The organism is Neobacillus sp. BF23-41, assembly GCF_041106275.1.
In genome coordinates this window covers 73,794-86,006 of the sequence record NZ_JBGBPR010000006.1, presented here as the reverse complement: position 1 = coordinate 86,006, position 12,213 = coordinate 73,794, and the positions used below count along the sequence as shown (strand labels likewise).

Here is a 12,213-nt window from a genome sequence, read left to right as displayed (position 1 = left end):
TTTTCCCTCCACTAAGCATAAATATGGAACAAGCAGTCTTTTAGGGGGAGGAAATAAAATTGAAAAAGAACAGATATTTACTTTGCCTGTTACTCTGTGGCATCTTGCTTTATTATGGAGCACCAAGATTATCGATTTATGCTGATGGGGCTCAAGGGATATTTTCATTAGCCTGGCTCTCATTTGCCTTAATCGTTATCGCTGGAAATCTTACTGGCCTTCTTTATAGCCCCAAAAAGCAAGGACATAAACTTCAATCGGAGCGACGAACTAGGAAGAAATCTAGGTTCTATCATTGAGAATTAAGAGTAATGTGAGAATCCGCATTGAATCAAGGCTTTCAACACTCTATAATAAAAATTATATGTAATCCGGGTTATTCTAAATAGAATAATTGGAATTTGACTATAAAGGGTGAAGGTCTTGGCCACTAAGCATGAACAAATTTTACAATATATTGATGGTCTCCCTATTGGGGAAAAGATATCTGTCAGACAAATTGCCAAGGCGATGTCCGTCAGTGAAGGTACAGCCTACCGTGCGATTAAAGAAGCGGAAAATAAAGGATATGTAAGTACCATCGAACGAGTTGGAACGATTAGAATAGAACGGAAAAAGAAAGAGAATATTGAAAAACTTACTTTTGCTGAGGTAGTAAATATTGTTGATGGTCAGGTATTGGGCGGAAGAACGGGCTTGCATAAAACCCTAAATAAATTTGTTATTGGTGCCATGAAATTAGAAGCCATGATGCGCTACACTGAGGCTGGTAACCTATTAATAGTCGGGAACCGGACTCAGGCGCATGAACTTGCTTTAAAAGCTGGAGCCGCTGTGCTCATAACCGGTGGATTTGATGCTGACGATCATATCAAAAAGCTAGCAGATAAACTAGAAATACCGGTCATCTCAACGAGCTATGATACGTTTACGGTCGCAACCATGATTAACCGGGCGATTTATGACCAATTAATCAAAAAAGAAATTATTTTAGTCGAAGATATTTTAACCCCTCTTGCTGATACTTTTTATCTAAAAACGTCGGATAGGGTGTCAAAATGGCATGAATTTAATCAACAAACTGCACACAGCCGCTACCCAGTTGTTGACCAAAACATGAAGATTCAAGGGATGGTGACAAGTAAGGACATTTTAGGTCAGGATTTAGAAGCATCCATCGATAAAATTATGACCAAGCACCCCATGTCGGTAAATGGGAAGACAAGTGTGGCTTCAACTGCACATACCATGGTCTGGGAAGGAATTGAAGTACTTCCTGTTACAGATGACTCAAACCGTTTGGAAGGTATTATTAGCAGGCAGGATGTTTTAAAAGCATTACAAATGAACCAGCGGCAGCCACAGGTCGGGGAAACTCTCGACGATATCGTTACAAATCAAATGGTATTAATGCAGGGAAAAGCAAAAGGAGAAGAAGTTTACTCTTGCGAAGTAACCCCGCAAATGACCAACCAACTTGGAACAATCTCTTACGGTGTGTTTACAACGATTGTCTCTGATGCAGCAAACCGGGTATTACGGAGCTATAAAAAAGGCGATCTTGTCGTTGAAAATATGACTATATACTTTATTAAACCTGTTCAAATGGAGAGTATATTAGAAATTTATCCGAAAGTACTTGAAGTTGGACGTAAATTTGGAAAAGTGGATGTAGAAGTTTTCAATGAAGGAATATTAGTTGGAAAAGCAATGATGATGTGTCAATTACTTGATAGAAATTAGAAAAGTGGAAGCGCCCGTTTAGCGGCGTATGAACTGGAGCGCGCCAACTGAGATAAAGGAAACACGGAGCTGCACAAGATTCGATGTTGACTTATCGTAGGGCGGAGAGCGAAGTACACTAGTCGCTGGGCGCTGGAGCTGGACAATTATCAAAGTTATATACTCTAAAAAAGCCGCTTCACCAATGGAGAAGCGGCTTCTATATTTATTTTTGCAGTTCAAAATTTTTTGCTTCCTCGATTGCGAATGGAAGGTAATGTTTATATTTTTTGAAACCGATCCAGCTAAATATTGCTCCATAAACAATAAATACTGCGGCAACTATATACATAACCGTTGTTTCGGAAATAAATAGCATGTGATTAACTCCAAATAAAAAGACAAAAAGCCCTAGGGCAATATTTGATTTAGCAGCAAGCCATTTCTTTTCTACTAAACGGTTGCTTCTGATGTATTTTGTTTTATAAAATAGATAGAAAGCAAATAGTATAGCAATTAATACAACAAGTACAAACATATTATTTCCTCCAAGCATAGAAAATCTTCTATTATTGTAACTGTAAAAACAAAAAAATACCACATTTGGTTTTTTAGTTGGTAAAGGAGCATTGCACATGATTGAGCAGATTTTAGCAGAGATTGAACAATTTGAAACCATCATTATTCATCGTCACGTCCGTCCAGATCCTGATGCCTACGGTTCACAAGGTGGATTGGCAGCGATTCTTCAAGAATCCTACCCGAATAAAAAGATTTATGCCGTTGGTCTAGAGGAACCAACCCTTCATTACATGCGCAGGCTTGATGTGATTGAAGATGAAGTATATAAGGGTGCATTAGTGATCGTTTGTGATACCGCAAATGCTGAAAGGATTTGTGACAAGCGTTATTCTCTGGGTGAAAAGTTAATAAAAATTGATCATCATCCAAATGAGGACCCGTATGGTGATTTATTATGGGTGGATACAAGCGCTAGCTCGTGCAGCGAAATGATTTATGAATTTTATTTAAACGGAAAAGACAAAGGGCTAAAAATGAATGATGCAGCAGCGAGATTGTTATACGCTGGAATTGTCGGTGATACTGGAAGATTTCTTTTTCCGAGTACGACGGAAAAAACACTGGGGTATGCTGGGGAATTAATTCGTTACAATTTTTCACGGACTGAGCTATTTGACAAGATGTATGAATTGGATACCAATATCATTAAGTTAAACGGTTTTATACTCCAAAATTTTGAGTTACAGAATAACGGTGTTGCCTCCGTTAAGCTAACAAAAGAACTATTACAAGAATACAATGCAAAACCCGCAGAGGCATCCCTCTTAGTTGGAACATTAGGAAATGTAAAAGGAATAAAGGCATGGGTTTTCTTCATCGAGGAAGCCGAACAAATAAGGGTACGGCTGCGTTCAAAGGGTCCTGTCATCAATGGAGTTGCAAGGCAGTTTAAAGGTGGGGGGCATCCACTGGCATCAGGAGCATCCATCTATTCTTGGAACGAAGTGGACGATGTATTGAAAGCACTTGACGAAGTATGTGAAAATTATTCATTTGAAAAATAGGATGTGTTAAAGACATTATTGATTTTTAGCCAAGTTGATTGGAGCGGAAAGCGAAGCGCCTGGAGCGGAAATCAACAGCTAAGTTTAACTGAGCCAACAAATAGAAAAATCGGCCCTCGTGAGAGTGAGGGTCGATTTTTTATTATTCAAACTGAATCTCTAATTGGATCGATAGGTTTGTATAAAAAACCATTTCTTTAACCTTTAGTTTATACCTTTTATCATTGATTTTAATTGGTTTATTTTCAATAATTTTTTTCAAAAGGTCCTTACTTTTGTAGACTGTTTCGATATCTTTTGCAATCATCATGCTAATATCATCTCTTACCGAGTCTTCTGTCTCCAATACACTTAAAGAATCAAGTTTATATTTTTCCCAGTTTGTAATTCTAATGTTGATTTTCTGGACTGTAAGCTGTTCAATATTTCGCTTATTAATTTCTTTATATTCTTCCTGCCAAATTTTTTTCTCTCCGTTTAAGTCAATAATTTCCTTCGCTTGTGTCCGAATTAATTCGGTGTTCTTTTCCTGCCAAACCCCATAAATATATAAAAAAATACACCAGCTAATCACACCACCTACGGCCATTCCTCCAAAAAAACGCTGCCAGGAAGGTCTTCGATATAATGGCGGGATTCTCATGATGAGATATGCTCCTGGGTTAACCAATTAATCAGGAGGGCACCAGTTTGGGCCCCGCCTAAGGCAGAGAGTATTAATAAAAATTGTTTGAAAAGATCCTTTGTATTCGCATCAAACAAACCTCTTTCAAACGTATAAACCGCGTCAAATGTCCCGCCAATCGCCGAAACAATCGCCCAAATTCGAAGCGCTGATGATAAGCGGTAAACGGTCGTTAGCGGTGGCTGTCCGGTTAGAAATGAGGCTATCCCACCAATAAGCGAACCACCAAGCACCACACCTAAGGCAATAAAGTAGCTTTCTATAAAAGCAGGAAAAAAACCAATTTCTTTCATCTCGTCAACCGCCCTTATCCATAATCAATCCCAATACTCATTTATATGGACAAACAATTACAAATATGTTTTTAAAAATAGGCAGAGTTAAAAGTCATTGTTGATTTAAAGCCAGTTGATTGTAGCGGAAATCAACAGCCAAGTTTAATAACGCCTAAAAATAAGAACATATTTTCCTTTTTTCAAATTAAGTTCTATAATAAAGGGAGAGATTATGGAATTAAGGGTGTGACAATATGTCTTTTATTCACCTACATGTATATAGTGCATATAGTTTATTAACAAGTACGGCATCTGTCCCGGATTTAATTGAAAATGCACAAAAAAAAGGCTTTTCTGCGATCGCCTTAACCGACAGAAACGTCATGTACGGAACGATTGAATTTTATAAGTTGTGTAAGAAAAATAATCTTAAACCCATCATCGGGTTAACAGTGGATGTAGAAAGTGAAAACAACAATAACGAGTCCTATCCGTTGGTCTTACTCGCAGAAAATGATCATGGCTATAAAAATCTATTAAAGATATCTAGTACGGTTCAAACAAAAACTGATCATGGGATTCCGCTCAGATGGTTGAAACATTATTCGGAAGGGCTTATAGCGATCACACCTGGACTAGAAGGAGAAATTGAGCAGTCCATCTTAAATGGTGAAGAAGAAATTGCCAGAAATATAATAAGAAAACTAGATACCATCTTCGGCAGAAACTGCTTTTTTCTAGGGATTCAAAATCATCAACTCGAACAAGAAACAACAATCAGAAATCAGTTTAACTTGATTTCAAAAGAAATGAATGTCCCGCTGGTAGCGACAAATCAGGTCTATTATTTAGAAAAAGAAGATATGTTTGCCCAAGAGTGTTTGTTAGCCATAAAAAATGGCGATAAATTGCAGGACGATCACAGAGAAAAGTTGGAAAACGATCAGTTCTATTTAAAAACTGCAAGTGAAATGGTGGATCGCTTTTCTGATGTACCGGATGCATTAGAAAATACACACAGGATTGCAAACAGATGCGACTTTAACATTGAACTGAATAAGACCTATCTGCCAACATTCCCAACGGAGAATGGAATTCCAGCTGAGGAGTACCTTGAAGTGTTGTGCAAGCAGGGATTAAGCGAACGTTTTTCTGCCCCATCTCAGGAATATTATGATCGTTTGTCCTATGAACTATCGGTCATTAAGCGAATGGAATTTAGTAACTACTTTTTAATTGTTTGGGATTTTATGAGATATGCCCGCGCGCAGGGAATTCTAACAGGTCCAGGAAGGGGCTCGGCAGCAGGTTCGCTTGTTGCTTATATTTTATACATAACTGATGTTGACCCATTAAAGCATAATCTATTATTTGAACGATTTCTAAATCCTGAGCGGATTTCAATGCCTGATATTGATATTGATTTTCCAGATCATCGGCGCGATGAGGTGATTAATTACGTTGCGGCGAAATACGGTGAACTACATGTCGCGCAAATCGTAACATTTGGAACCCTCGCAGCAAAAGCTGCATTAAGGGATGTCGGTAAGGTATTCGGGTTAAATTCAAAGGAACTGGAACATTTATCAAGGACGATTCCGTCGCGATTAGGAATAAACCTGCAAGGAGCCTATAAAGAATCGGAACCACTTAGAAAATTTATTAAGGAAAGCCCTATGAATCAAAGGCTTTTTGAAACGGCCTTAAAACTAGAAGGTCTACCGCGCCACACTTCCACCCATGCAGCCGGTGTGGTCATAAGTGAGAAGCAGCTAATTGATTTAATCCCCATTCAACGCGGGTCTAACCATATATATTTAACGCAATTTTCAATGGAACATCTCGAAGAAATTGGCCTCTTGAAAATGGACTTTCTAGGCTTACGGAACCTTACATTAATCGATTCAATTTTATCTTCTATCTATCGGAAAACTGGTAAGAAAGTAAACATCAACTCGATTCCATTAGAGGACACTGTGACCTTCAACCTGTTAGCGAGCGGAGAAACGACAGGTATATTTCAGCTGGAATCTGAAGGAATGCGCAAAGTTCTAACCCGCTTAAAACCTTCCCGATTTGAAGATATTGTAGCAGTCAATGCCTTGTACCGTCCGGGACCAATGGAAAATATCCCACTCTTTATTGATCGAAAACACGGCGTAAAGAAAGTCGAATATCCACACCCTGATTTGCAGCCTATCCTTGAGAATACATATGGCGTCATTGTTTACCAAGAGCAAATCATGCAAATTGCTTCGAAAATGGCTGGTTTTTCACTTGGTGAAGCCGACCTTTTAAGAAGAGCGGTCGGAAAAAAGAAAAAGGATATTCTTGATAAAGAGCGGAGTCATTTTGTCCAGGGAGCGCTAAGAAAAGGGTATGATCAAACACTAGCCAACGACATCTACGATTTAATTGTTCGTTTTGCTAATTATGGCTTTAACCGAAGTCACGCTGTTGCCTATAGTATGATTGCTTACCAGTTGGCTTTTTTAAAAGCAAATTACCCGGTTTATTTTATGGCCGGCCTGCTTACATCGGCAATCGGTAATGATACGAAAATAGCACAATACATCATGGAAACAAAACAAAAGGAAATCAAGATCCTGCCTCCATCCATCAATAATAGTGGTTACTCCTTTCAAGTTGAACATGAAGGAATACGTTACAGCTTAGCAGCCATTAAAAGCGTAGGGGCTGCCGCCTTAAAAGAGATCTTTCAGGCAAGGAAAAAGAAAAGATTTGTAGACTTATTTGATTTTTGCATTCGGGTTTCCTCAAAAGCCATCAATCGAAAAACGCTTGAGTTCCTGGTCCATTCTGGCTGCTTTGATGAATTTGGTGAGGATCGTGCCGTTCTGCTCGCCAGTTTAGATGTAGCGATGGAGCATGCACAAATATTTAAGCCGTCTGAAAATAATCAATTTGATTTATTTGAAGAAGAATTCATACCAAAGCCTAACTATATGCAAGTCGATCCCATTAGTCTGGAGAATAAGCTGACATTTGAAAAAGAAGCACTTGGCTTTTATCTTTCGGACCATCCGGTCTCTATTTATGAAGAGCAACTCAAACATGCAGGGGCACATGCTCTGTTTGGGATCAAAAATCAAACCCAAAGGATTTCATCAGGCGTTTATATCACCTCTATGAAATCCATTCGTACCAGGAAAGGCGATTCAATGGCCTTTTTAACGGTAAGTGATGCAAGCGGCGAAATGGAAGCAGTGGCATTCCCGAATGTTTACAAAAAATATTCGCATCTATTAGGGCATGGGAAATTTTTATTGATTGAAGGGAAAATAGAGGAACGTGAAGGGAAGCAGCAATTTGTCATTCAACAAGTTTCAAACTTAGAAGAGTGGTTACAAACTAGAACGGTTAAACAGTCAGTCTTATATTTGAAAATAGTTGAGGATAAACAGGATGAATCTTCCCTCCAGCAATTAAATCAGCTGCTAAAAGAAAATCAAGGAACTGCAGCAGTGATCTTACACTATGAAAAAAAACGGAAAACAATTAGACTGGGGTCAGAAAATAATATCAATCCTACCCCCGAATTACTGCAATTATTAAGAAATGTGCTAGGTCCAAAAAATGTTGTCCTGAAGGAATAATTCTTTACAACTTTCGAAGATATGTTATAGTGATAATGAGACAAGTGTGGTCTGACCACCACAAAATCGAACTACATATAGCGGGATGTTAAATAATCTTTTGTAAAAATTTGAGGGGTGAACTATCTTGACTTTACGGGAAGAAGCATTACATATGCATCGAATTAATAAGGGAAAGTTAGAGTCAAAATCAAAAGTTTTAGTCCGAAATGCACATGATTTAAGTTTAGCTTATTCACCAGGTGTTGCAGAGCCATGCAAAGATATTTATGAGAAACCAGAATTGGTTTACGAATATACCATGAAAGGGAACATGGTTGCAGTTGTATCTGATGGCACCGCTGTTCTTGGACTTGGTAATATTGGACCTGAGGCAGCTCTCCCTGTTATGGAAGGTAAAGCAGTACTTTTTAAAAGCTTTGCTGGTGTTGATGCTTTTCCCATCTGTTTGAACACAACTGATGTTGACAAAATTGTTGAAACTGTAAAATTACTTGAACCTACTTTTGGAGGCGTAAATCTTGAAGATATTGCTGCTCCAAATTGTTTCGTAATTGAGGAAAGATTAAAAAAGGAAGCAAATATTCCAATCTTTCATGATGATCAGCATGGGACAGCAATTGTTACGGTTGCAGGTCTTGTCAACGCACTTAAGCTTATCGGCAAAAAAATGACAGAAATTAAAGTGGTCGCAAACGGTGCTGGTGCAGCGGGGATTGCCATTATTAAATTGTTATATAGTTACGGTGTTAGGGACATAATTATGTGTGATACAAAAGGCGCCATCTATGAAGGGCGTCCACAGGGTATGAATGCAGTTAAAGCTGAAGTAGCGAAATATACAAACCGAGATAACCTTACAGGCAGCCTTGCAGATGTAATTAAAGGTGCGGATGTTTTTATCGGAGTTTCGGTTGCAGGTGCACTTACAAAAGAAATGGTAGCATCAATGAATCCAGATTCTATTATTTTTGCTATGGCCAATCCGGACCCTGAAATTATGCCTGATGAGGCAAAAGCAGCAGGAGCAAAAGTGGTCGGAACAGGCCGTTCAGATTTTCCAAACCAAGTTAACAATGTTCTCGCATTCCCGGGAATTTTCCGTGGGGCACTCGATGTTCGTGCCACCCATATAAATGAAAAAATGAAAGTCGCGGCAGTAGAAGCTATTGCCAACCTAATCAGTCCAGATGAGCTGAATTCCGACTATGTCATTCCCGGACCTTTTGATCCGAGAGTTGCTCCAGATGTTGCAGCAGCAGTCGCAAAAGCAGCAATGGAAACGGGGGTTGCCCGCATTAAGGTTGATCCTGAAGAAATAAAGGAAAAAACAAAGAGGCTCGCTATTATTGGCAAAAGTGAGTGATACGTTAGTGGGAAACAATACTAAGGTATATTTAGAGATTGTTAAGCAGTTACGAGAAATGATAACAATCGATGGATTACAATCCGGAGATAAGATCCCATCTGAACGAGAATTGTCGGAGCGCCTGAATTTCGGGCGCTCTTCCGTTAGAGAGGCACTTAGGGCATTAGAATTGCTTGGGTTAATTGAAACACGGAGGGGCGAAGGGACGTTTATTCGCGACTTTCGGGGCAATCATCTTGTCCAGCTTCTTAGTACATTTATTTTACAGGATGAAAAAGCGAAACGTGATGTTTTTGAGACAAAGTGTTATATTGAGATGGACTGTCTAAGATTAGCCTTGCAAAAAATAGATAACAAAAATATAGTGAATTTGAAAGAATGGACAAATCAAGATAACAGCGTAAATGATGATGAGTTTTTTTATCAAATTATTGAGATCGCTGATAACCATCTTTTCTCTAGAATTTGGTCTATTTTAAAAGAGTATTACCATTCGCTTGATTCAAAAAAAATTGTCAATCCTCGTCAAGACTATCTATTACTAATTGAGGCCCTGTCTGAAAAGAAGGAAGCCAAAACACTATCTGCTTATTACAATCTACGTAATTTGTCTGTTTTTAACGACAAATACTAACAGATTTTGAACTCATTTTAATTTATAGTGTAGGTTAACCAAGCCCTAAGATAGGGTATTTTTATTTCAATGGTGGTCTGACCACTATGGATGTATGAAGTTTAGCATGAATAGAAAAACTTCTTAATAGTAATAATTGGAGAAACTTGCCAGAGTTATCGTAACACAAGGGAGGTTTAATTTTTGGCGCTAAAAGATCTTTTTTCAAAAAATCATACAAAAAAGAAGAAATATGCTCAAATACCGACGGAAACTGCAAAAAATGATGTTCCTGAAGGAATTATGTCAAAGTGTCCTTCATGTAAGAAGATTATGTATACAAAAGAATTAATGAAAAATTTAAAAATATGTTTGCATTGCGGTCATCATTTTCCAATGAACTCAAAAGAACGGATTGACACTTTCATTGACGAAGGAAGTTTCATGGAAATGAATGATAATATGATTTCAAAAAATCCATTAAACTTTCCTGACTACCTTGAAAAGCTTGAAAAAGACCGACAAAAGAGTAAATTGAACGAGGCTGTTGTCACTGGAATAGGAACAGTTAACGGTCATAAAATTGTTCTCGCCATTATGGATGCCACGTTCCGAATGGGAAGCATGGGATCGGTTGTTGGCGAAAAAATTACACTAGCAATTGAAAAAGCGGATGAGTTAAATGTTCCGTTTATTATTTTTACCGCATCAGGTGGAGCGAGAATGCAAGAGGGTGCCTTAAGTTTAATGCAAATGGCAAAAACAAGTGTTGCCTTAAAAAGGTTTAGTAATAATGGTGGATTAATCATTTCGATAATGACGCACCCGACAACTGGTGGTGTATCTGCGAGCTTCGCATCATTGGGAGATTTCAACCTTGCTGAACCAGGCGCGCTCATCGCATTTGCCGGACGGAGAGTTATTGAACAATCCATCCGCGAAGAATTGCCTGAGGATTTTCAAACGTCAGAGTTTCTGTTAAAACACGGTCAGTTGGATGCAATTATCGTTCGAAATGACCTAGTTGAGAAAGTCACAAACATTCTAGAAATCCATCAACCTGGAGGTGTGCTCAGATGGTAGGAGAATTAGAATTTGAACGCCCGGTCATCGAGTTGAGAAAGAAAATCACTGATTTAAAAGAGTTTACCAAAACCGCGGATGTTGACTTAAGTTCAGAAATTAGCAAATTAGAGACTAGGCTTGAAAAGCTTGAGCAGAGTATCTATGAAAACATTAAGCCTTGGGATCGGGTACAAATTGCTCGTCTTCCAAACAGGCCGACAACGCTAGATTATATTCCCTATCTGTTTGAGAATTTCTTTGAATGTCATGGCGACCGAACCTTTGCTGATGATGAGGCAATAGTGGGCGGAATTGCTAAATATAAAGGATTACCTGTAACAGTGATTGGCCACCAGCGCGGAAGAGACACGAAAGAGAATATTCGCAGGAACTTTGGAATGCCACATCCAGAAGGCTATAGAAAAGCACTTCGATTAATGAAACAAGCAGATAAATTTAATCGACCGATTATCTGTTTCATTGATACAAAGGGTGCCTATCCTGGAAAGGCAGCAGAAGAACGCGGGCAAAGTGAAGCAATTGCTCGCAATTTGTTTGAAATGGCTGGTCTTAGGGTTCCAGTGGTTTGTATAGTGATTGGTGAAGGCGGGAGTGGCGGCGCTCTTGCACTTGGAGTTGGTAATCGTATCTATATGCTGGAGAATTCAACCTACTCGGTTATTTCACCGGAGGGTGCTGCGGCAATATTATGGAAAGATGCAGCTCTGGCTAAAAATGCAGCCGAAACAATGAAAATAACCGCACCGGACTTAAAAGTACTAGGCGTCATTGATGGGATTATTCCCGAAATTAAGGGCGGTGCCCAAAGAGACGCAATCAAGCAAGCAGAAGAAATTGATAATGTACTTAAGACAGCGTTGCAGCAGCTGCTAAAGCTTTCAGAAGATGAATTAATTGCTGATCGTTACAACCGTTTCAGGACTATCGGTGAATTTGCAATTGTCAATGATTACATCGGGGTTAATTAATATAAAGTGCTCATAACGATGGGCACTTTTTTTTTTATTCTCTGAATCCAGCTCCAGCGCCCAACTGCTAGTTGACTTCGCTCTCCGCCCTACGATAAGTCAAGCACGAATGCGCTAACCCTCTGTGTGTTTCCTTTATCTCAGTTGGAGCGCTCCAGTCCATACGCAGCTAAACGGGTGCTTCCGCTTTTTTTAAATTCACAAAATGTTCACCAGAAATCCATAAAAAGTTTGTTGATGACGCTTACAAGAGTGAATAAAGCGTTTCCAGTTAATAGATTATTCTGCCTAT

11 protein-coding genes are annotated in these 12,213 nt (G+C 38.9%); 8 read left to right on the top strand and 3 right to left on the bottom strand.

Translation table 11 applies throughout. From position 1 onward, the window contains the following. The first annotated feature begins 59 nt into the window (after window positions 1–59). A complete protein-coding gene (locus tag AB7942_RS11900; protein ID WP_369447008.1) occupies window positions 60–299 on the top strand; it encodes a hypothetical protein in 240 nt (79 codons plus the stop codon). Between the two features lie 124 nt (window positions 300–423). Then, window positions 424–1,743 carry a DRTGG domain-containing protein gene (locus AB7942_RS11895; protein WP_369447007.1) on the top strand — a complete coding sequence of 440 codons (1,320 nt, stop codon included), beginning with the start codon at window positions 424–426 and terminating at the stop codon, window positions 1,741–1,743. A 205-nt stretch (window positions 1,744–1,948) separates the two neighbouring features. Here AB7942_RS11895 and AB7942_RS11890 read toward each other — a convergent pair whose 3' ends face one another. Continuing rightward, complete coding sequence (locus AB7942_RS11890; RefSeq protein ID WP_369447006.1) at window positions 1,949–2,260, bottom strand: YtpI family protein; 312 nt, start codon at window positions 2,258–2,260, stop codon at window positions 1,949–1,951. Window positions 2,261–2,357: 97 nt separating this feature from the next. Here AB7942_RS11890 and AB7942_RS11885 point away from each other — a divergent pair, with 97 nt between their 5' ends. Continuing rightward, window positions 2,358–3,308, top strand: a complete 951-nt coding sequence (locus tag AB7942_RS11885; RefSeq protein ID WP_369447005.1) for a DHH family phosphoesterase — start codon at window positions 2,358–2,360, stop codon at window positions 3,306–3,308. Between the two features lie 142 nt (window positions 3,309–3,450). On the opposite strand, the gene ytrI is transcribed toward AB7942_RS11885, so the two are convergent. Together ytrI and ytrH are read right to left on the bottom strand one after the other, a co-directional pair. Then, on the bottom strand, window positions 3,451–3,951 hold the full coding sequence (gene ytrI / locus AB7942_RS11880; RefSeq protein ID WP_088089237.1) for a sporulation membrane protein YtrI: 501 nt from the start codon (window positions 3,949–3,951) through the stop codon (window positions 3,451–3,453). Further along, window positions 3,948–4,286, bottom strand: coding sequence for a sporulation membrane protein YtrH (ytrH, locus tag AB7942_RS11875; RefSeq protein ID WP_088089236.1), 339 nt, complete (start codon window positions 4,284–4,286; stop codon window positions 3,948–3,950). The genes ytrI and ytrH overlap by 4 nt, the downstream gene beginning before the upstream one ends. A 236-nt stretch (window positions 4,287–4,522) precedes the next feature. Between ytrH and dnaE the strand changes: the two genes are divergently transcribed. The 5 genes from dnaE to accA all read left to right on the top strand — a co-directional run bounded on the left by dnaE (window position 4,523) and on the right by accA (window position 11,921). Further along, window positions 4,523–7,885: a DNA polymerase III subunit alpha gene (dnaE, locus tag AB7942_RS11870; protein ID WP_369447004.1), complete on the top strand. Its 3,363-nt coding sequence runs from the start codon at window positions 4,523–4,525 to the stop codon at window positions 7,883–7,885. Between the two features lie 127 nt (window positions 7,886–8,012). Continuing rightward, window positions 8,013–9,251: an NADP-dependent malic enzyme gene (gene ystJ / locus AB7942_RS11865; RefSeq protein WP_098933361.1), complete on the top strand. Its 1,239-nt coding sequence runs from the start codon at window positions 8,013–8,015 to the stop codon at window positions 9,249–9,251. Next, the gene (locus AB7942_RS11860) at window positions 9,235–9,888 is read left to right on the top strand and encodes a FadR/GntR family transcriptional regulator (RefSeq protein WP_369447003.1); all 654 of its coding nucleotides are present in this window, start codon (window positions 9,235–9,237) and stop codon (window positions 9,886–9,888) included. The genes ystJ and AB7942_RS11860 overlap by 17 nt, the downstream gene beginning before the upstream one ends. Before the next feature lie 183 nt (window positions 9,889–10,071). Further along, window positions 10,072–10,950 (top strand): acetyl-CoA carboxylase, carboxyltransferase subunit beta, encoded by an 879-nt coding sequence (gene accD / locus AB7942_RS11855; protein WP_088089233.1) that lies wholly within the window; start codon window positions 10,072–10,074, stop codon window positions 10,948–10,950. After that, on the top strand, window positions 10,944–11,921 hold the full coding sequence (accA, locus tag AB7942_RS11850) for an acetyl-CoA carboxylase carboxyl transferase subunit alpha (RefSeq protein WP_088089232.1): 978 nt from the start codon (window positions 10,944–10,946) through the stop codon (window positions 11,919–11,921). Before accD ends, accA begins: the two co-directional genes overlap by 7 nt. Window positions 11,922–12,213 lie beyond the last annotated feature (292 nt).

Coding starts and splice junctions, on each gene's coding strand:
- AB7942_RS11890 (WP_369447006.1), bottom strand. CDS start 2,260: ATGTTTGTACTTGTTGTATTAATTGCTATACTATTTGCTTTCTATCTA.
- AB7942_RS11885 (WP_369447005.1), top strand. CDS start 2,358: ATGATTGAGCAGATTTTAGCAGAGATTGAACAATTTGAAACCATCATT.
- ytrI (WP_088089237.1), bottom strand. CDS start 3,951: ATGAGAATCCCGCCATTATATCGAAGACCTTCCTGGCAGCGTTTTTTT.
- ytrH (WP_088089236.1), bottom strand. CDS start 4,286: ATGAAAGAAATTGGTTTTTTTCCTGCTTTTATAGAAAGCTACTTTATT.
- dnaE (WP_369447004.1), top strand. CDS start 4,523: ATGTCTTTTATTCACCTACATGTATATAGTGCATATAGTTTATTAACA.
- accA (WP_088089232.1), top strand. CDS start 10,944: ATGGTAGGAGAATTAGAATTTGAACGCCCGGTCATCGAGTTGAGAAAG.